This window comes from Sheuella amnicola, from assembly GCF_010499255.1.
In the GTDB taxonomy this organism is placed as follows: domain Bacteria; phylum Pseudomonadota; class Gammaproteobacteria; order Burkholderiales; family Burkholderiaceae_B; genus Zwartia; species Zwartia amnicola.
Map to the genome: position 1 here is coordinate 452,079 of NZ_JAAGRN010000002.1, position 20,791 is coordinate 472,869.

Sequence of the window (20,791 nt, forward strand, 5' to 3'; positions counted from 1 at the left end):
ACCCTTAAAACTTCCAGTCCGCGCAAAGTTGCAGCATCTGTTTTAAAACAGGCTGCACCTTTGCCGCGCGTTCGGGTGCATATGCATAGGGCGGTTCTTCATGCATGTAGCTGCACCAGGTCATCTCCAGTTGAATCGCATGGATGTTGTTGGCCGGCTGACCATAGCTGCGCGTAATCGTGCCGCCGGTAAAGCGGCCATTGAGTACCGAGGTAAAGGGCGTTGCCGTTTTTGCGCAGGCAAGCACCCGATCTGCCAGTTTAGGATCGCAACTTGATCCGCCGCCCGTACCCAGATTCAAGTCAGTGAGCTTGCCCTCGAAGAATCTTGGCAGCACCGAACGTATTGAATGCGCGTCCCATAAAACAGCATGACCGTGCGTTGCCTTAATGCGCGCCAACTCGGCACTGAGGGCATCGTGGTAGGGCTGCCAATAGAGTTGGCGACGACGATTGATTTCATCCTGCGAGGGTGTTTTACCTTCCGGATAAAGCGGCTGACGGTCGAAGTTGTCGATCGGACATAGCAGGGTTGTATCCTGACCTGGATACAAGTTGGTTTGATCGATCGGGCGATTCAAATCGATCACATAGCGCGACATATTGGCCTGTAAAACCGATGCACCCATTTCTTTGGCAAACGCATAAAGAATCGGCAAATGCCAGTCCGTGTCCCGCACGTCCAAAGCCAGTGGCAACAACTGCTGTTTGATATCTTCGGGAATAAATGTGCCACAGTGGGGAATCGATACCAGTAAAGGAATCGACCCTTTGTGCAGATTGAAAACCGGTAGATCAGACATATGCAACACCTCAAAATCTGGAAGATGTGGATTGATGAATCAAGTTGGATAGAATGCGGAAGTTTTTAACTTCATGACGTAATCGACCCGCTACGATGGCCGGATGCACTCCGATCTCATCGGCAAATGCAACAGCATCTTTGGCCATGAGTGTTTGCCTGACTTGGGCTGTTTTCCAGAGATCTGCAGGAATCAACGCTTCTTGCGCCATTTCATCAGCTTCTGTTTCCAAAGCCTCAGAGTGACCCCGATCTAAATCATCGATAAAAACCGGATTTTCAGCATTTAGATGTTTTGCAACATGGGCCAGTTCGTGCAACAAGGCAAACCAGAAATTATCGATTCGATCGTGTCGTAGAGTCAGTGCGACGATTGGACGATCACTATCCAGCATGGCAGCACCATCGAGAAAAGTCCGTTTGAAATGTTTCTCTATGACGAGCGTAATCCCGTGCCGAGCAAGGTATTCCCTCGCAAGTTTCGGACCTTCATCGAAGGCGGACAGCTTTGTCAGTTCACGTAACCAGTTCGAAGTAATAACCCCATGCTTGTATTTTCTGGAGGGTGCGATCTCTCGCGCCTTGCGCAAAACGCACATACGCCAAGCCAGAATTGCCATTTCGTCAGCTTGCCGATCGCCGCGCTGATGCATAGGCGCACGCAAAAAAGTCGGCTCCATACGCTTGGGAAGTAGATCGTGCATGAATTTACGAATCAAGTCCTCGGCATAGTCTTTGAAATATTGGGCATTGCCTTCAATATCGCCAAAACAACCCCTTTCATACATCTCTTTGATAGGGAATCGGCTAAAGTCTATTTCCTCATCCTGTTCAATGATTGAATAATCGTGTCCCGGTTCTTCAATAAGAATATCGGCTTGGATACCCAAGCCTTGATGAAGCTTCCTAATCATTGAAAGGGACAGAGGACGTTTACGCGAAAGCACTTCCGATACTTTGGAAATTGATCCGATAAATGGAATAAGATCCTTTCTCGAAAGTCGCATCTGATCCATGCGAAAGAGAATGCTTTCAATCGGGTCAACTTTAACCGCAGGCACGGTGCGGCGTTCGAAGTCCTGAATAACCAAGGCTAATAGTTCGAGTTCGTTTTCTTCTTCGGAGCCAGCTTCGAGATCAAGCGACATGAGCGTGCTCAGGCGATTCATTGCCACTCTGTAGTCCATTTCGCTCTTGATGATCTTAATGTTCATCATCTTCTCCATTTATTCACATTACATGCTGTCCGGAACAATCTAGAATTTTTGTTTGCTGTAATCCGCATGTGTACCGACCCACTCTACGACAACCAATCCGTTTTGGTATCGCACTTTGACCACGAGCCGATAGGCGTTGCCCTTGATGTTAAAGATGACACGGTTATCAGCTAGAAAGTCTGCACTTCTATATCTGCATTTGATGTCGTGAGGGGTTTTCCAGTCCTCGCACTCCACATCCGTTTGCCAGGCATTTAATGGTCCTTGAGCGCTTGCGTGAGTTATTTTGAATGCTTCGAGGATAGGTAAACCCAGAATTCGCATGTAAAAGAGATGTTAGAAAAGCAAGCTAGCATTGTATTTCCCAAATTGGGAAAAATCAATAATTTACTATTATTCAAAAAGGGAAAATTGCCGAACAATGACGAAATCACCCTAAGCACGCAGAAATACGGGGGATTTCTCAAAAAAAAGTTAAAATCTAGGGCTTTCCCTTGATTCTGCGCTTTGTTTCGTTCTAAAGCCGCAGCACATATTGTCAGAGAGTTACATCGTGCCAATCTATGCTTACAAATGCACAGCTTGCGGCCATGCCCAAGACGTGCTGCAAAAAATTTCGGACAAGCCGTTGACCGAGTGTCCGGCTTGCAAGCAGTCCACCTATGCAAAGCAAGTCACCGCAGCCGGTTTTCAACTGAAGGGATCGGGCTGGTACGTGACGGATTTCCGCAATAACGCAGGCGGCACCAGCAAGACCAGCGAAGCAGCTGTCGGTAAAACCGCAGCTGAAACCTCTGCTGACGCGGGTCAATCCGGGGCCGGCGCATCAGGCACTTCGGGCGCAAGTTCATCCGATTCAAGTCAGTCCGGTGCATCCGGCGCAACGTCTGCAAGCACTGCCGCACCGGCATCGTCAGGACCCTCAGCCGGTTCATCGACATCAAGCCCGGCAGCGACAAGTTCGGCCTCCTGATCAGGCTGACGATTCGAGAATGCATGTGTTGAAAAAATACTTCATCACCGGTCTGGTTATCTGGGTACCTCTGGTCATCACGATCTGGGTGCTGAGTTTGCTTGTCACTACGCTCGAAAGCGTGGTGCCCGGATTCCTGTCGCCCCAGGCGTTGTTCGGGTTTGAAATCCCGGGCTTTCGCGTGCTGGTGGTGGCTGTGGTGTTGTTTGTCACCGGCCTGCTTGCCGCTAATTTTCTGGGCCGCGGCATTCTCAATATCTACGAAAAAATCCTCGGCCGCATTCCGCTGGTTCGCAACATCTACCAGTCGGTCAAGCAAGTCAGCGATACGGTGCTCTCGCCAAATGGCCAGGCATTTCGTCAAGCTGTGCTCGTTCCCTATCCCAGCAAAGGGTTGTGGACGATGGCTCTGCTGACGGGATCGCCGGCAGGCGAGATTGCCGAACATCTGCAAGCCGAGCATGTCAGCGTTTATGTACCATCGACACCCAATCCGACCTCGGGCGTGTTCATCATGGTGCCGCGCAGTGAAATCATTCCGCTGAGTATGTCCGTCGACTCGGCATTGAAGTACATCGTATCGATGGGGGTTGTCGCCCCGATCGAAAGTAAAACCGGCAAGACCAGCAAGATCAACAAGTAATTTTTTGGAGTCAGTCCCATGCGTACCTGCTACACCGGCCAGGTTTGTCGTGACCATCTAGGTCAAACCGTTACCCTTTTTGGCTGGGTACATCGCCGCCGCGATCATGGTGGCGTGATCTTCATCGATATGCGCGACCGTGCAGGCCTGGCGCAAATCGTGTTCGATCCGGACAACGCACCTGCATTCTCGACCGCAGAGCGACTGCGCAACGAGTTTTGTATCCGCATCACCGGACTGGTGCGCGAGCGTCCCGCCGGCACCACCAATGCCGATCTGGCCTCCGGTGAAGTCGAAATCCTGTGCCGCGAAGTTGAGATTCTCAACGCCTCGGTTACGCCACCCTTCCAGCTCGATGACGAGAACCTGTCGGAGACCACGCGCCTGACGCACCGCGTCCTTGACCTGCGCCGTGGCCAGATGCAAAAGAACATGATGCTGCGCTATCGCGTGTCGATCGAGGTTCGCAAGTTTCTGGATAATCTGGGCTTCATCGATATCGAAACCCCCATGCTCACCAAGAGCACGCCTGAAGGCGCGCGCGACTATCTCGTGCCATCGCGCGTGAATGCCGGCGAATTTTTCGCTCTGCCGCAGTCGCCCCAGTTGTTCAAGCAGATGTTGATGGTGGCCGGTTTTGATCGTTACTACCAGATCACCAAGTGTTTCCGCGACGAAGACTTGCGCGCCGACCGTCAGCCCGAATTCACCCAGATCGATTGCGAAACATCCTTTCTTAACGAAACCGAAATCCGCGCCATTTTCGAAGGCATGATTCGTCACGTTTTCAAGGTTGTGCAAAACGTCGACCTGGCCGAAACATTCCCCATCATGCCCTACAGCGAAGCCATGCGCCTGTACGGTTCGGACAAGCCCGATCTGCGCGTCAAGCTCGAGTTCACCGATCTGACCGATGTCATGAAAGACGTCGACTTCCAGGTGTTCAAGGCAGCCGCCACAACCGAAGGTAGCCGTGTTGTCGCCCTGCGCGTACCGGGTGGTGCCGCCATTTCGCGCAGCGAGATCGACAACTACACCAAGTTTGTCGCCATCTACGGCGCCAAAGGCTTGGCATGGATCAAAGTCAATGAAGCCGCAAAGGGTCGAGATGGTTTGCAGTCGCCTATCGTCAAAAACTTGCACGACGCTGCCCTGGCCGAAATGGTCAAGCGCACCGGCGCACAGGACGGCGACCTGATTTTCTTCGGTGCGGATCGCGCCAAGATTGTCAATGATGCCATCGGCGCATTGCGTGTCAAAATCGGCCACAGCGAATTCGGCAAAGCCAACGGGTTGTTCGAAAACGCCTGGAAACCATTGTGGGTGGTCGACTTCCCGATGTTCGAATACGACGAAGAAGCCGATCGCTACGTTGCCGCGCATCACCCCTTCACCAGCCCCAAAGAGGGTCACGAAGATCTGCTCAGCACCGATCCGTCCAAAGCCATCGCCAAAGCCTACGACATGGTGCTCAACGGCTGGGAAATCGGTGGCGGTTCGGTCCGTATCCACCGCGAGGAAGTTCAAAGCAAGGTGTTCCGCGCACTGAAGATCGATGCTGATGAAGCCAAGCTCAAGTTCGGCTTCCTGCTCGATGCGTTGCAGTACGGTGCGCCTCCGCACGGTGGTATCGCCTTCGGCCTGGATCGTATCGTCACGATGATGACTGGTGCCGAATCGATTCGCGATGTGATCGCCTTCCCCAAGACCCAGCGCGCGCAGTGCCTGTTGACGCAAGCTCCATCGCCCGTCGATGAAAAGCAATTACGTGAACTGCACATTCGTCTGCGTCAGGCTGAAGTGAAGTAAAACGATGCACCAGGCGGATGCGCAACGTATCCGCCTCGTACGACGGCAAATTCCAACATGTCTCTGATTCGTGTCGTCAGTTACAACATACACAAGGGTCGTTCGCTTGGCGGACGCGACTCTTTAAGTGACTTGCGACTCGGACTGCATGGCCTGCGACCCGACCTGATGTTTTTGCAAGAGGTGCAAGGACGCAACGAAAAGCACGGTTCGCTGCACATGCAGCATGAATTCCTCGCCGCAGCACTGCACATGGATTGCGCCTACGGGTGCAATGCGGTTAGAGACCGTACCGATCACGGCAATGCACTGTTGTCCAGGCATCCCATTCTTTCATTCGAAAACCAGGACATCTCCGATCATCGACTCGAGCAACGCGGTTTGTTGCATGGCGTGATCAATGTTGGTGGTCGAGAAGTGCATTGCTTTGTTGTGCATCTGGGGTTGTTTGCTGCCAGTCGTATCCGTCAGATCGAAGTGATGATCGAGCGCATCCGCCGCATGGTGCCAGATGGCGCCCCCATGCTGATTGCCGGTGACTTCAACGACTGGAAAGATCGTCTCGCTCCATTGTTTGTCCAGCAGCTAGGCGTCTATGAAGTGTTCGCCCACGCCCCTCGCACACACGGCACTATGCCGAAGCTGCGCGAGTCGATCCAGCAATTGCGTGGCGTACTACGCGGCGAAAGCCAGCAGCAAATTCGTGAAGCCATGTTCAGGCGACAGAGTTATCACATCAACCAATTGGGCATGGAAGGCACAAACAATCTGATGCCCGCTCCAAGGACTTTTCCGTCGGCGTTTCCGTGGCTAAGACTGGATCGTATTTACCAGCGCGGTTTTGCCGTGCGTAGCGCACGTGTCCTGCGTGGTCGACCCTGGACTCAGCTGTCCGATCACGCGCCTATTCTGGCCGAGCTTGAGTTGCCCTAATATTCGTTGTCGTTACCCTTGCCTGATAACGACACGCCAAACCGCAATAATTTATACGCCGCAGCATCCAATAAGCGCCTTATCCAGCCACGTTGATCGTACAAGCGATGCTCGACGATACGACTGCCGTGTGTCATTGCGGTTTCGAGCGACATCCTGAGCTTGCGCGCAAAGCTTGCGTCATCCATCACCAGATTCGCTTCGCGGGCAAGAAACAGGCTGAAAGGATCCAGATTGGATGATCCGACAATCGCCGTGTTATCGATAACCGCGACCTTGGCGTGCAAATAGCTTGGCATGTATTCGTAGATCTCGATGCCATTCTGTAAAAAATAATCGTAGATCCAGCGTGTCGCGTGATACTGCAAGTGATATTCGATTTTGCCTTGTAGTAGCAGTCGTACGCGAATGCCACGTTTGGTTGCGTCGCTCAACGCAAGTCGAAGTGAATAGCCCGGCAAGAAATATGCATTGGCAATGATGATGTCGCTGCGTGCGGTATTGATTGCGTTCAAGTAACTGGCTTCGATCGTTTTGCGATAGCGCAGATTGTCGCGAAGCGCGAGCGCGACGATTGAGTTACCGGTATGCGGTACATGGTCGGCACGATGCAGTGGTCGCCTGAAATGAAGATGCCGCCACAACCGCTTGCCATTGACGCGGCCGTTCAAACGATCCTCGTCCGAGTCGGTGATCATTTCCGTTAAAGATCTACTTGTGGATCCCGATACCGGAGCGATCCATGACAGTCTCAACCACAACATATCCAGCGCATAGACAATGTCCGAGACTACGGGGCCTGTGGCACGCACCGCATAATCAAAGCGGGGGTCGCCCTTGAATGTCTGGCTTTCGGCGCGATTGAATTCATGAGCGTGAAGCGCACCTCGGGATTTCGCACGATCAATAAAATCATCCTCGATATTGATGCCACCTACAAACGCGATACGAGAATCAACCACACACAATTTGCGATGCAAGCGCCGCAAACGCAACAAATTGAAGATAAATAGTCCAAACCGCCTGGGCTCAGGACGATAGATTCTGCATTTGACGCCAATCGCATCCATGCGTGCCTGAATCTCAAGATCGCTATCGACACAGCCGAACCCGTCGATCACCACACGCACCTTGACCCCGCGTTCTACAGCCAGGGCAAGATGTCGCAGAATCTTGATGCCGGTTTCATCCAGACGATAGATGTACGTTTCAAGATGGATGCTGGTGGTGGCCGCATCGAATGCATCGCACATTGCGGGAAACAGCTCTACGCCGTTTTCGAGCAAGGTGAGGTGATTGCCTTGTTTCCAGCGCAGGCGGGGGTGTCGCAATTTCAAGATCGAATCCCACCGACCCGGCGAAGGTCTTTAGCGAACGCAAACATATCAAAAGGCAACATGGGTATCGACTCAACTTAGAACAATGATGACAAGTCTGAATCAAGTGGCATCACGCTACAACAAGTTGCGCACTTCGCCACCATAAAAACCACAACGACTAAATTGCAACCAAACCTTTCCTGCCTATTGACTATCGATATTTGATGCGAGCTACTTCCTCTTGCCACCAAGCAGTCCAGTGGCTAGGGCCGTGCCGATCAAAATCACCGCACCACCGATCACCACATACCGGTTGATCGTTTCCGACAAAAACAACCAACCCCAAAACACCCCAAAGACCGGCACCAGAAACGTTACCGTCATCGACTTTGCCGGACCGATACTGAGCAGTAGTTTGTAATACAAAAGATATGCGATCGAAGTACAAATCACCGTCAACGATAGCGCAGCGCCCCATGCACCCAGACTCACCGGCTCAGTCGGCCATTGCCACCAGGCAAAAGGCATCAACACCAGGCCTGCAGACATCAATGACCCGGAGGCGGTCGCAAGCGGATCTGCCTTCATCAGGTATTTTTTAGTGAAACTGGCCGCTACCCCATAAAAAATCGGTGCGGACACCCCGGCAAGCACGGCAAGTACGGACCCGGATCCTTGCAGCGTCAGCTTGTCCCAGACCAGAATCACAATGCCTGTTAGGCCGACAAACAGGCCCAGAATGCGTAGCGGCGGCAAGCGGTCTTTCAGCCACAGCCAGGCAATCATCGCACCCCATAGCGGTGTGACGGCGTTGATCACCGACATCGTGCCAGACGGGATGGTTTTGGTCGCATAGGCGAACAACACGAATGGAAGCGCCGAATTAAACAAGCCGACAATCGCGATCTGGCGCCAATAGGCAAGCAACAAAGGCAGTTTTTTATGCCAGATCAATAGCGGCAGCAACAACAGCCCTGCAAGAAACGTCCGAACGCCCATTAGAGGCAAGGCACCCAGTTCGTGCACGGACATGCGCATGAATAGAAACGACCCGCCCCAGATGGCAGCGAGGATGAGCATGTTGTACAGGTCTTTGCGTTGCATGATCCGGCTTTGAAAGCGCCCAAGGCAGGCAATCCCGCTCAAGCAATAGCCACTATAAACCACCAGCAATTACAATGTCGTTTAATTCATGCTAAACCGTAATCGATGACGTCTTCGAACATACAAAACATTCTGCTGACAGGTGGCGCGGGTTATATCGGCAGCCATACCGCGGTCGCGCTTTCGCAGACCGGTCATCGCATCTTCATTTTCGATAATTTCTGCAATAGCGATCGCGGCGCAGTCAAGCGGATCGAAGCCATCATCGGACGTCCGATTGTCGTGATCGAAGGTGATCTGCGCGATACGGCATTGCTGACCCAAACCTTGCAGACGCACCAGATCAATGCAGTAGTGCATTTTGCGGGCCTGAAGGCCGTGGGCGAGTCGAACCGTATTCCGGTCGAGTATTACGCCAACAATGTACAGGGTACGATCAGCCTCTTGCAGGCTATGCAAAAGGCCGACAATCATCCCAAAACCTTCGTGTTTAGCTCCAGCGCCACTGTATACGGCGATCCGAAATACCTGCCGATCGACGAGGCTCACCCGTTGGCCGCGACCAATCCCTACGGACGCACCAAACACCATATCGAAGAAATCCTCGGCGACCTTGCCAAATCGGATCCGGCCTGGCGGATTGCCTGCTTGAGATACTTCAATCCGGTAGGTGCGCATGATTCAGGCCTGATCGGCGAGAATCCCAACGGGATCCCCAACAACCTCATGCCGTTTGTCGCCCAGGTTGCGGTCGGCAAACTCGCACAGTTAAGTGTGTACGGGGATGATTACGACACGCCCGACGGCACCGGTGTGCGGGACTACATTCATGTGATGGATCTAGCCGAAGGTCACGTTGCCGCGCTCAACTATTTGACAACGCATGATGGATTTCATGTCTTTAATCTCGGAACGGGTCGCGGCTACAGCGTGCTTGAGATGGTTAAAGCGTTCGAGGCGGCGAGCGGCAAGTCCGTGCCTTACAAAATCGTGCCGCGTCGCGCCGGTGATATTGCCACCAGTTACGCAAGTGTTGCGTATGCGACTGCAGAACTTAACTGGCATGCTAAGCGCAATTTGAAGGATATGTGCGAAAGTGGCTGGAAGTTTCAGCACATGACGGCAAAATCGTCATGAATTCAATACGCCTGATTCGCAAATAGATTCCGGTTTTTATTCCATAGGCTACTCATTTGTCACAGATCATCTGCTTTGTCGTCAATCTGGCTACGGCCACTAAGCGCCGCGAAGCCATGCAGGCGTTACTGACACAACATCGTATTGTGCCGACCTGGTTCGATGCGGTGGATGGTCGCGTGATGTCCGAAGAAGAGCTTGCCAAACATTTCAACGCCGCCCGTGCCCAGGTCGCCTATGGCCCGATGGCCCGCGCCGAGATCGGCACCACGCTTTCGCATATCGGTATATATCGCAAAATGATCGAGCAGAATATCCCATGCGCCATGGTGCTTGAGGACGATGTGCTGCTTGCCGATGATTTCGACCAATTGCTGAGTGCCGACAGCAAAGAAGGTCTCGCATCCGTCTTCAGCCCGGATCAGGCGGTCATGGTTCAAATGACGCATGTCGAGCGCGGCTTCAAATCAGGTGCGATCAAAATCGGTCATAGAGAAATCGTGCGCCCGCATGGCGGGGTTTGGCTGACCTCAGGTTATTTCATCACCTTGGCTGCGGCCAAACGCATGGTAGACGCCCTATATCCCGTATGGATGGTTGCTGACCATTGGCGGGTGTTCGAGCGCGCAGGGCTACTCACACTGTATGCACTGACGCCTAATGCGGTATGGGAATCCCCCTTGAGTCTGGTGTCGGACATATCGCCCGAGCGCAAAGCCAGACGCCGCGATGCCAAGACGATCGGTGACCGTGTTTATCGCCTGTGGGATACCACCTTTGTGCGAAAGTTTTTGGTTAAGGACTTACCGAGATTCAGCGGTTAGGCTTAGTCTGGCGCGAGCCATCAATCCGCATTAAACCTTTCGTCCGACAACGCCAGTAACCACCCGATCATGGTGGCATAGAACCCCATTGTTCGCATGCCCCTGAACATCAATTCGGTTAGGCCGAACGCAAAAAAGCCCAGACAGACCGCTAGCCCCATTGCTGCAGCCACCCGTGCATTTTGCGGCATATTGCCCGCCAGCCTTTTGGCAAACACCCTTGCCGGAGCGAAGTAGAGCAACAGCAATCCGGTCAAACCCAGTAACCCGTAATTGGCCAGGGCATTCATCATGTCGTTGTGCGGCTCGTCAAACTTTTCGGTCACGGTAAATCCCGAAACCACGCCGCGTTTGGCCAAGTCCTGAAGTGCCGGCTTGAAGCCTTGTCCGGATCCATTGCCGATCAAGGGGTTTTCTTTGAACATCATCAAGGATGCATGCCAAAGCTGAAATCGAATGCAAACAGAAGAAACCGCTGTCGGGTTATGAATGCATTCAGTGATTTCGTTGACGGCATCTTGAGCGCGTGTGCGCGTGATCGGATTCAAGACAAACACCGTCGCGATCAACGCAAACGCAATCAGAGCCGGTGCGATGATTTTGCGCAAATTTGCTTTGCCGTAAAACAGCACCAGACCAATCAGGATAAAAAACGGCACACCCATCCAGCCGCTGCGTGTTTGGGTAGCCAGAAAGCCGACAAACCCCACTAAGCCCGTCAGCACCTTGAAAGCGATTTCTGTTTTACGAAACCGGGTCAACTGCCAGCCGATGGACAGCGTCGACAACACCGTCATCATCAATAACAAGTTGCCGTAAGACACTGCGTTGTATTCGGGTACGTTTTCAGGGCGCCTGAATTGCAGGCCGCCATACGTAACGGTGTTATACGCAGGCGCACCCTCTGCGATGATTCGGGTGGGCCACGATAACCAGACCGCATAACCCGTTGCCGCCCAGGCTGCGGCCGTCATGCCCCAGACCGCTTGTCTTAAACGTTGTGGAATCAAGGCCAGACATCCGGCCAAAATCGTAATGGTTCCCAAAAATGTTCTGAATGCACGCTCCGAGTCCGACGCCAGAAATCTGCCATGCCATACCGACATGCCTAGCACCAGGATGAGGGTGAACGACAAGGCCAAAGCAAGCAAGTGGTAGGGAGCGAAATCCTGCCGGGTTTGGCTGAATCCGCCCGGGCGCTTGAAGCAAATGAACAGGCAAACTACGGCCAGCCCCAGAAATGCGCCGCTAGAGTGCCCCAGGTGAGTCAGCATCATGACCGGCATGATGCCGATCAGCAATAAAACGATCCAGGATTCGATGTGTAACTTGCCCTGCATGAGTATTCTTCTTTTGCTCAGTCAAGCGAATGATACTGTTTTTTGGCCTATCCTCTAGCCTATCCGCTTTGCGGTGGGAGTTTGGGCTTGAATCTTGCCTAAGATCGTTACCATCCGAGCGTTGCTATCGGTTCGTTACTTTAAGACCTGCTGACGTTTTTCATTCTGATTTGCGTCGATATCCATCCGACAATAACGCATAGCACCACGCAAAAGATCAGCCCGATCCGCAAGCCGGACGAGACCGAAATTCGGGCAATCGCAATGCCGACCAAAGCTGTGCCAAGCGCGCTGCCCAGAGACCGCATGGTTTGCACCAGCGCCGATGCCGCACCCACATCGCGCTGATCAGAAATCATCTGCATGAATAATGTGTAATTCGGCAGCAAAAATCCCAGACCCAGCCCAGTTGTCGATAACACTAACAATACCCACCACGTCGGGCTATTGGCTGTAAATGACATGCACAACAGACAGCCCAGCCCAAGCAGCACGCTGCCCAGAATCAGCAGGCGCTCGGGGTTTGTCTGGCGTGGCAACAGTTGGGCGTTCATCATGCTGCCCATAGGCATGACGGCAACCAGAGGCGTCATCAGCAAGCCCGCGTGCGAGGGCGAGTATCCGAATACATCCTGCAAGAGTAAAGGCAGGTAGAAAATCAGGATGTACATCACCCCGCCCGTCAGCAGTCCGGCCAGATTCAGCAGGACGGATTCGCGCGATTGCAGGATTCTTAAGGGAAATATCGGCATTTCCACACGTTTTTCTACCGGGATCAGCATGGCGCTGGCCCCAAAACCTGCCGCTATCAGTCCTAGCGCCCACCACAGGTGATCCTGCGCGTTTTCTGCGATCAAAAGCTCCAGTCCCGCGAGTGGCGCACCTACGGCAACCGTCAGCAGCAATGAGCCCAGCCAATCCAGGCGTTTGCCGGACGCATGGGTCGGCCGGATACGCGGAAAGTACTTCCAGGTCAGATAAATCGAGATCACTGCCGCACCCGGGGTGATAAAAAACGCCGCCCGCCACCCCAGCGCCTGGGTGACCATCCCGCCCAGCATCGGGCCGATACCGCTGGCAAAAGCATAGGAGGCCGAGGTAATCACCATCCAGCGCACCCGTTTGCGGGCATCCGGAAACAAATCCGCCGGGGCCGTGAAGGTGGTAGCCACCATCATGCCCCCGCCAAAACCCTGCAGCACCCTGAAAGCGATCAATTGAGGCATGGTTTGCGACAAACCTGCCAAAACCGAGCCCACCCCCACGATCGCAAGCGACGCCAACATCAAGGGTTTGCGGCCATACAGGTCGCCCAGGCGGCCAAAAATCAGGATAGTGACTGCTGACGCCAGAAAATAAGCCGTGCCAACCCAGGCGTACAAGGCCTTGCCATCCAATGCCTCGGCCACTTTGGGCATCGATGTACTGACAATCGTCGAATCGAAGGCCGCGACGATCAACGCCCAGGCGACACCAGACATCGCAAGCAGCAACTCGCGCCGGGACAGTTCGGCGGGCTCAGCAACGGATATGTGCGTAGAAGGGCGTTCGGGTGAATCCATATTTGAATCCAGACTTCGGAAACTCGGGTAAACGAAACTCGGGTAAACACTACTAAGGTTTTACAGGATAGCACCGGTTTGCAAAAAGGCACTTAGGGTAGGATTCCGTATACTGAAACCAATACAAAAAACCAATATAAAAACCAAACCCTTTAGGGAGACAAACTTGAAATCATCATTCATGACATCAGCCGTGACATCAGCTGTTCGCGGCACACTGGCCATGGCAACCACCGTGGTAACCACCATGGCCGCATTGACCGGCGTGACGCTGGCACCCGCAGCCCAGGCGCAAACGGCCGACTTTCCGAGTAAAACTATTCGCATCGTCGTCCCCTATGCAGGCGGTGGCGGCACGGACATCATCGCGCGCCGGCTGGCGCAGGGACTGACGCCGATCCTGAAGCAAAACGTCATTGTCGAGAATAAGCCTGGTGCCAACGGCATCATTGGCACCGATGCCGTTGCCAAGTCCGAGGCTGATGGTCACACCTATGTGCTGGTCGTTGCCACGCACTATCTCAACCCCTTGTTGAACGCCAACATGCCCTACGACACCTTCAAGGACTTGACGGGTGTCACGCTAATCGCCGAATCACCTGCTGTCTTTGTGGTGTCGTCCGAATCGCCGTATAAAAATATTCCCGACTTCATCAAAGCCATGCGCGCCAAGCCGGGGGTGAATTCGATTGGCAGCTCGGAGAACATGACCAAGCTAGTCGGCGCGATGTTTGTCGCTGAAGAAAAACTCGACATGGTGAGCGTGATGTACAAGGGCGGCGCGCCGTTGATGACAGATGTGGCCTCGGGGGTCGTCACAATTGGTGTCACCAGCATCATGACCGCTAAAAACCTGATGGACAACGGACGCCTGCGCGCACTGGCCGTGACAAGCGCACAGCGCTCACCCGCCTTGCCCAACGTTCCCACGATGACAGAATCAGGGGTCAAAGGGATGCAGATCGGGTTGACCTACAGCTTGTTCGCACCTGCCAAAACACCCAAAGATCGATTGATCGCCATGCAAAAGGCTGTGCACGAGGTTGCGACTTCGCCTGCCATGCGCAACGCACTTTCAGAGCAGGCCGCAACACCTGTCGCCAATCCAGTGGATGAATTCCAGGCCCAAGTCGTCAAAAACGCCGAGTTTTGGCAAAACCTGGCTAAGCAAGTTGGTTTGAAAGGGGATTAATGATGTTTGCAGTCGCTACATCTGTTGAAAAATTTGCATCGCCCCGCGCCTGGACGCGCGCCGATCTTGAGAACGACTCATCCTGGATTCATCCATTAAGCCAGAAAGAGATCGAAGATCTCGAGATGGGCTTGCGTGCCGTGCTGGCAACCGGCAAGTCCGAATTCGAATTGTCTGCGGCAGATTTCCCCTTGACGCCTGCCACCGACAAGTTGCTCAAGACCATCATCCAGTCCACCCAAAGCAACTACGGGGTATGCCTGGTCAGAGGGTTTCCGGTTGATAACTGGACTCCGGCTGAAATGCGCACCCTGTTCTGGAGCATGGGTCTACGCATGGGTGTGCCGCGCCCGCAAGGCAAGCCTAGTCATTTTGTGTCGAATGTTCGTGACGATGGCGGTGTATATCGCAGCGGTACGGGGCGTGGTTACAACACCAATTCGAAACTGGATTTCCACTCGGATGGCAGCGACGTTGTCGGCCTGATGTGTCTGCAAGTCGCCAAAAGCGGTGGATCCAGCCTGATCTCAAGTTCGATGTCTGCCTTCAATGAACTAAAAAAGGTCAGACCCGATCTGGCAGAGGTCCTGCAACAACCGTTTTACTTCGGACGCCAGGGCGAGCAGGCGGCTGAAGAGCCAGCCTACTACCAGGCTTCGATTGTCGGTTTTAAAGACGGTCAGTTTGCCTGTCGCCATATCCGCAATCACATCACCGGTGCGCAGATCAGCTTTCCTGAGGTACCTCGACTCACGCCCTTGCAGACTGAAGCCCTGGACAAGTTTGATGAACTGCTTGGCCGCGAGGATCTTTGTTATCACATGTATTTGCAGAAGGGTGACTTTCAGTTTCTGAATAATCACGTCAATTTGCATGCCCGCACTGAATACGAAGATTTCGAAGAGCCTGAAAAGTGTCGCCATCTGCTCAGGCTATGGTTATCGATCCCGAACGCACCCGCCCTACCCGATCTGTGGCGCGATGCGTACAAGGATGTCGATACTCGTGCCGTACGCGGTGGATTCAGGGGTGCCAACATCACGCCAGAGATTCGCGCCTTCGAAAAAAGGCTGGCGCAAGAACACGATGTTGCATTCAGGATTTATAAAGATTATGAGGCGATGACCGTTAAATAGATATCTAGTCAGGCGATTGCAAGTTATCGGTAGTTAAATACCGGTAACTTGTCCTAGACTGGACAGAACTTGTGCGTAACCAGAAAGATTCAAGAGTATTCATCATGAGCACCCACGCCACCGATCTTCCCAAAAACGCGGCCAACTATGCGGCCTTAACCCCGGTCGACTTCATGCGGCGTGCAGCCGACGTGTATCCCAACCGAACCGCGATCATCCATGGCAACATCCGTCGCACCTGGGCTCAGACTTATGCACGCAGCATGCAGCTGGCGCACGCGTTGCTCGATCTGGGCGTCAAAAAAGGCGATACCGTCACCGTCATGCTTGCCAACACGCCCGAGATGGTCGAGTGCCACTTCGGGGTGCCCGTCATCGGCGCCATGCTCAATACACTTAACACCCGTCTGGATGCGCACAGCCTTGTTTACATGCTCGATCACGCACAGTCCAAGGTCGTGATTGTCGATCGCGAATACTCAAAGGTCATGAAAGAAGCGTTGCTCAACGCCAGCGTCAAGCCGATCGTGATTGATGTGGACGATTCGCAATACGATGGTGCGGGGGAGCGAATCGGCGCGTATGAATACGAATCTTTGCTCGCAAAATCATCCTCCGATCCGATTGTCTTTACCGGTGACGAGTGGGATGCGATGTCGCTGAACTACACCTCGGGTACGACAGGCGAGCCCAAGGGAGTCGTTTATCACCATCGCGGCGCTTACCTGAATGCAGTCAGCAACATCCTCGAATGGGATTTGCCCGCGCACCCAACCTATCTGTGGACCCTGCCTATGTTTCACTGCAACGGCTGGTGTTTTCCGTGGACCATCGCCGCCCGAGCAGGCATCAACGTCTGCTTGCGCAAAGTCACTCCAGAAGGCGTCTTTGGCGCGATACGCGATCATGGGGTGACTCATTTCTGCGGCGCACCGATTGTGCACAGCATGCTGGTTAATGCGCCAGAAGAGCTTAAAAAACAAGGCATGGCCAATGCCAAGCCCCAGGCAAACGGCGCACTGGTACAGGGTATGGTCGCAGGTGCCGCGCCCTCGGCCACGCTGATCGAGAGCATGGAACAACTCGGCATCACCCTGACCCATGTTTATGGCTTGACCGAGGTATATGGCCCCTGCACCATTTGCGCTCCGCAGGAGGACTGGAAAGACCTCCCCGCCGCAGAGCGTGCCGTGTACCATGCCCGCCAAGGTGTGCGATATCACCTGCAGGCCGATGCCGATGTGATTGATCCCGTGACGCTTCAGCCCGTACCGCGCGATGGTGAAACTATCGGCGAGATTGTTTTGCGCGGCAATATTTGCATGAAAGGTTATCTGAAGAACGACAAAGCCACCCAGGAGGCGTTTGCCGGAGGCTGGTTTCATACCGGCGATCTGGGCGTGCGCTACCCCGACGGCTACATCAAGATTAAAGACCGCAGCAAAGACGTGATCATTTCGGGTGGCGAGAACATCTCCAGCATCGAGATCGAAGACGTGCTCTACAAGCATCCTGCCGTCATGGCGGTTGCTGTCGTCGCCAAACCTCATGCCAAATGGGGTGAAACCCCTTGTGCGTTCGTAGAGCTCAAGCCGGGTGCTACCGCCACCGCTGAGGATCTGGTCAAACATTGCAAAGCCCATCTTCCCGGATTCAAAGTCCCTGGGGCGATCGAATTCGGCGATTTACCCAAGACCTCTACCGGCAAAATCCAGAAGTTTGAACTCAGAAAACGGTCCGGCGCGGTGAGTGCAATTGATGTCTAAAGTAGGTTTGGCGACAGATCCTTTGAATAAAACCGCCAAATTCCCGTTCAACGCAGGTGCTGTGTCAGTCAGGCAGGTAAAATGCTTGAATTGACTGACTAGGTAACCCAAGAATGGCCTACGTTTTAGGCGCTTTTATCGTTTCGCTGATCGTGACGCTGCTGCTGGTGAGGTATCGCCGGCTACACGCAGAGTTCACTGCCGATTCGGATCTTCAAGGCGTACAGAAGTTTCACGCCCGCGCCGTTCCGCGCGTGGGTGGCATATCGCTTGTGATGGCGATGCTGTTTGTCTGCATCGTCTCGCCGATTCGCGACAGCGAAGTCGTCGCATCCCTGTTCTTGTTGATCGCAGCTAGCCTGCCTGTTTTTGTCGGTGGCCTGATCGAAGACATTACTAAAAACGTCCGTGCCCGTGTCCGCTTGAGCTTGGCGCTGGTCAGTGGCGCATTAGCTTATCTATGGCTAGGTGCAGCAGTCACGCGTGTCGATATCATCGGCCTAGACTGGATTCTGCATTTCGGATTCGTGTCCTTCATCTTCACGATCTTTGCTATCGCTGGCGCGGCTAACGCAATTAACATCATCGACGGCTATAACGGCCTGGCTTCGGTGGTGTCGGCCATGATTTTCGCGGGCCTGGCCTATGTGTCCTATTACCTAGGCGATCGCCTGATTCTTGTCGCTTCAGTCGGCATGCTGGGCGCGATCGGAGGATTTCTGATCTGGAACTATCCTCGTGGATTGATATTCCTGGGTGATGGTGGCGCGTATTTCATCGGTTTTATCATAGGTACGCTTTCCATCCTGATGCTGGCGCGTCATCCCAACGTATCGCCCTGGTTCCCTCTTTTGCTGTGCATTTATCCGGTATTTGAGACCCTGTTTTCGATCTATCGCAAAAAACTCGTGCGCGGTAAATCTCCGGGCGCACCCGATGGCGTACATTTGCACATGCTGGTTTACAAGCGACTGGTTCGTTGGGCGGTCGGTTCAAGTGAGGCTCGCCTGATCACGCAACGCAACGCCATGACGTCACCTTACCTCTGGGTGCTGTCCTCGATGGGTACCATCCCCGCCGTGTTGTTCTGGCAATACGAATACGTGCTGATCATATTCGTAGCCCTGTTCTCGATTAGTTATGTCGTGCTCTATCGTCGTCTAGTGCTGTTTCGCATGCCCCGCTGGCTAGTGCTGCAAAAGAATCGGCGCCGTTAAAGATGCGGGTTTTACACGTTCTTAAAACCTTCTTCCCCGACACCTATGGTGGAATCGAACAGGTGGTGCACACCTTGGCTAGCCATACCCAGCCACTGGGTGTAGATAATCGCGTGCTGGTTCTGACCCCCGGTAATCCGCGTCGGGATATTCAACCCGCTGGATATGAAGTGATCCGTTACAAGCGCGATTTGTACATCGCGTCGACAGGGTTTTCGATCAGCTTTTTGGCCAACTTCAAAAAAGAAGCTGCCTGGGCCGACATCATGCACATGCATTTTCCGTGGCCGTATGCGGATCTTTGCTATTTGCTGTCGGGTATCAAAAAACCCAGCTTGATCAGTTATCACTCTGATGTGGTGAATCAGGTTCAGCTCAACAAACTGTATGCCCCATTGCGCGACCGGTATTTTGCCAAGATGGACAAAATCTACGCCGCATCGCCCGGGATCATGCAGTCGAGCCCTGTGCTGCAAAAGTTCAAGGATAAGACACGACTGATCACATATGGAATCGAGCATTTTCCGCAGTTGCCGAAAGACGACCCTGCTGTCAAAGCCTGGCAGGATCGATTTGGTCAGCGGTTCTTTCTGTTTCTGGGCGCCCTACGTTATTACAAAGGCCTGCATGTTTTGCTGGATGCATTGAAAGGTCGGGATTATCCGACCGTGATCGTCGGACGAGGCGATCAAAATGACGCATTGCAAGCACAAGCCAAGCAATTAGGCCTTAACAATCTTCACTTCGTCCCTGAAGTCAGCAATGAAGAAAAACGCACCATCATGCGCGCCGCATATGGGTTTGTATTCCCATCACATATGCCATCTGAGGCGTTTGGCATCGTGCTGGCTGAAGCCGCACAACAAGGCACCCCGATGATTACGTGCGAGATCGGTACAGGTACGAGTTATGTGAATCTGGCGAACGAGACGGGATTGGTTGTGCCACCATCGGATTCGGTTGCGTTTGGTCAGGCGCTGGACACGTTTTGGCAACAGCCTGAGCAAGTGGCGCAGTGGGGTAGAAATGCGTTGGTAAGGTATGAAAGCAACTTCAAGGCCGAGACCATGGCCGAGAGGTATATGGGGGCGTATCGGGAGTTGTTACTTAGCCGAAGCGACTCTAATTAGATCTGACAATTTGGTATTGTCAGATCTAATATAAATTTGGATTTATTAATCCTCTAACTTAACCTGCACGCCATTTGCACTGAGGTTGAATTGCAAACCTTCCTGAGTGCTTTTCAGCTTCATGATGACGCCGTGTTCGTTTTTCAACACAGTGCCGCCTACGCCGCCACCGATTGTGGCATTGCCATCGAGCTTAGCGTAAGTTCCAGCGAATTTACTCAGATCAGATAAATCGAATACTTCACCTGAAGCAGCGACTTTAGCGACGCCGAAGTTAGCGCCTACGCTAATGCCACCGATCTTGAATTTGTAGGATTTGCCTTTGTAATTCAGAACACCGCCACCAACACTTCCGCCCACAATGAAACCGAACTGAGTCTCATCAATCGTGACGGTGCCGGAGGGGGTCTTGTTTGTTTGAGCAGATGCCACGCCAGATGTGGCCATTAGCAAACCGATAAAAAGAGCAGAAATGAATTTTCCAAACTTAATCATGAGACACCTACAAAAAGTATGAGAAATGAATAACCAATTTAGCATGATGGTTTATCGAATATTTTTGAGCCTGTAAATAAATTTGTGTAAGTACCGACGGTCTATTAACCTCTCTCAGAGGAAATGACATGTTGAACACCACAATGGATCGTACCAAACTACAGGCACTTGCAGCTGAATTAGCGAAAGATAT

19 protein-coding genes are annotated in these 20,791 nt (G+C 53.1%); 11 read left to right on the top strand and 8 right to left on the bottom strand.

Annotation, left to right across the window (positions count from 1 at the left end; genetic code table 11):
* Positions 1-4 precede the first annotated feature (4 nt).
* The 3 genes from hutG to G3I67_RS04785 are packed head-to-tail and all read right to left on the bottom strand — an operon-like array spanning position 5 to position 2,342.
* On the bottom strand, positions 5-802 hold the full coding sequence (gene hutG / locus G3I67_RS04775) for an N-formylglutamate deformylase (protein ID WP_163652034.1): 798 nt from the start codon (positions 800-802) through the stop codon (positions 5-7).
* 10 nt (positions 803-812) lie between these two features.
* Entirely contained in the window at positions 813-2,018 is a 1,206-nt protein-coding gene (locus tag G3I67_RS04780; RefSeq protein WP_235931675.1) for an ImmA/IrrE family metallo-endopeptidase, read from the bottom strand.
* A 39-nt stretch (positions 2,019-2,057) separates the two neighbouring features.
* Positions 2,058-2,342, bottom strand: a complete 285-nt coding sequence (locus G3I67_RS04785) for a type II toxin-antitoxin system HigB family toxin (protein ID WP_163652035.1) — start codon at positions 2,340-2,342, stop codon at positions 2,058-2,060.
* A gap of 229 nt (positions 2,343-2,571) precedes the next feature.
* Between G3I67_RS04785 and G3I67_RS04790 the strand changes: the two genes are divergently transcribed.
* The 4 genes from G3I67_RS04790 to G3I67_RS04805 are packed head-to-tail and all read left to right on the top strand — an operon-like array spanning position 2,572 to position 6,376.
* On the top strand, positions 2,572-2,991 hold the full coding sequence (locus G3I67_RS04790; RefSeq protein WP_163652036.1) for an FmdB family zinc ribbon protein: 420 nt from the start codon (positions 2,572-2,574) through the stop codon (positions 2,989-2,991).
* Positions 2,992-3,010: 19 nt separating this feature from the next.
* On the top strand, positions 3,011-3,634 hold the full coding sequence (locus G3I67_RS04795; RefSeq protein ID WP_163652038.1) for a DUF502 domain-containing protein: 624 nt from the start codon (positions 3,011-3,013) through the stop codon (positions 3,632-3,634).
* Positions 3,635-3,652: 18 nt separating this feature from the next.
* Complete coding sequence (gene aspS, locus G3I67_RS04800) at positions 3,653-5,443, top strand: aspartate--tRNA ligase (RefSeq protein WP_163652040.1); 1,791 nt, start codon at positions 3,653-3,655, stop codon at positions 5,441-5,443.
* 57 nt (positions 5,444-5,500) lie between these two features.
* Positions 5,501-6,376 carry an endonuclease/exonuclease/phosphatase family protein gene (locus tag G3I67_RS04805; protein ID WP_163652042.1) on the top strand — a complete coding sequence of 292 codons (876 nt, stop codon included), beginning with the start codon at positions 5,501-5,503 and terminating at the stop codon, positions 6,374-6,376.
* Here the strand turns inward: G3I67_RS04805 and clsB are convergent.
* Both clsB and G3I67_RS04815 read right to left on the bottom strand, forming a co-directional pair.
* Complete coding sequence (gene clsB, locus G3I67_RS04810) at positions 6,373-7,713, bottom strand: cardiolipin synthase ClsB (protein ID WP_163652044.1); 1,341 nt, start codon at positions 7,711-7,713, stop codon at positions 6,373-6,375. The genes G3I67_RS04805 and clsB overlap by 4 nt on opposite strands.
* Before the next feature lie 213 nt (positions 7,714-7,926).
* Positions 7,927-8,799, bottom strand: a complete 873-nt coding sequence (locus G3I67_RS04815; protein WP_163652046.1) for a DMT family transporter — start codon at positions 8,797-8,799, stop codon at positions 7,927-7,929.
* A 105-nt stretch (positions 8,800-8,904) separates the two neighbouring features.
* On the opposite strand from G3I67_RS04815, the gene galE reads away from it, so the two are divergent.
* Both galE and G3I67_RS04825 read left to right on the top strand, forming a co-directional pair.
* The gene (gene galE / locus G3I67_RS04820; RefSeq protein WP_163652048.1) at positions 8,905-9,936 is read left to right on the top strand and encodes a UDP-glucose 4-epimerase GalE; all 1,032 of its coding nucleotides are present in this window, start codon (positions 8,905-8,907) and stop codon (positions 9,934-9,936) included.
* A 56-nt stretch (positions 9,937-9,992) separates the two neighbouring features.
* Complete coding sequence (locus G3I67_RS04825) at positions 9,993-10,760, top strand: glycosyltransferase family 25 protein (RefSeq protein WP_163652050.1); 768 nt, start codon at positions 9,993-9,995, stop codon at positions 10,758-10,760.
* 20 nt (positions 10,761-10,780) lie between these two features.
* On the opposite strand, the gene G3I67_RS04830 is transcribed toward G3I67_RS04825, so the two are convergent.
* Both G3I67_RS04830 and G3I67_RS04835 read right to left on the bottom strand, forming a co-directional pair.
* The gene (locus G3I67_RS04830; RefSeq protein WP_163652052.1) at positions 10,781-12,100 is read right to left on the bottom strand and encodes an O-antigen ligase family protein; all 1,320 of its coding nucleotides are present in this window, start codon (positions 12,098-12,100) and stop codon (positions 10,781-10,783) included.
* Positions 12,101-12,240: 140 nt separating this feature from the next.
* Positions 12,241-13,662: an MFS transporter gene (locus G3I67_RS04835; protein ID WP_235931677.1), complete on the bottom strand. Its 1,422-nt coding sequence runs from the start codon at positions 13,660-13,662 to the stop codon at positions 12,241-12,243.
* A 166-nt stretch (positions 13,663-13,828) separates the two neighbouring features.
* Here G3I67_RS04835 and G3I67_RS04840 point away from each other — a divergent pair, with 166 nt between their 5' ends.
* The 5 genes from G3I67_RS04840 to G3I67_RS04860 all read left to right on the top strand — a co-directional run bounded on the left by G3I67_RS04840 (position 13,829) and on the right by G3I67_RS04860 (position 20,103).
* The gene (locus G3I67_RS04840) at positions 13,829-14,854 is read left to right on the top strand and encodes a Bug family tripartite tricarboxylate transporter substrate binding protein (protein WP_163652054.1); all 1,026 of its coding nucleotides are present in this window, start codon (positions 13,829-13,831) and stop codon (positions 14,852-14,854) included.
* On the top strand, positions 14,854-15,990 hold the full coding sequence (locus G3I67_RS04845) for a TauD/TfdA family dioxygenase (RefSeq protein WP_163652056.1): 1,137 nt from the start codon (positions 14,854-14,856) through the stop codon (positions 15,988-15,990). Before G3I67_RS04840 ends, G3I67_RS04845 begins: the two co-directional genes overlap by 1 nt.
* Positions 15,991-16,094: 104 nt before the next feature.
* Positions 16,095-17,756, top strand: a complete 1,662-nt coding sequence (locus G3I67_RS04850) for an acyl-CoA synthetase (RefSeq protein WP_163652058.1) — start codon at positions 16,095-16,097, stop codon at positions 17,754-17,756.
* Between the two features lie 113 nt (positions 17,757-17,869).
* Positions 17,870-18,973: an MraY family glycosyltransferase gene (locus G3I67_RS04855; protein WP_163652060.1), complete on the top strand. Its 1,104-nt coding sequence runs from the start codon at positions 17,870-17,872 to the stop codon at positions 18,971-18,973.
* Positions 18,974-18,975: 2 nt separating this feature from the next.
* A complete protein-coding gene (locus G3I67_RS04860; RefSeq protein WP_163652062.1) occupies positions 18,976-20,103 on the top strand; it encodes a glycosyltransferase in 1,128 nt (375 codons plus the stop codon).
* Between the two features lie 45 nt (positions 20,104-20,148).
* Here the strand turns inward: G3I67_RS04860 and G3I67_RS04865 are convergent, their stop codons facing one another.
* The gene (locus tag G3I67_RS04865) at positions 20,149-20,598 is read right to left on the bottom strand and encodes a DUF1134 domain-containing protein (protein WP_163652064.1); all 450 of its coding nucleotides are present in this window, start codon (positions 20,596-20,598) and stop codon (positions 20,149-20,151) included.
* Between the last annotated feature and the right edge of the window lie 193 nt (positions 20,599-20,791).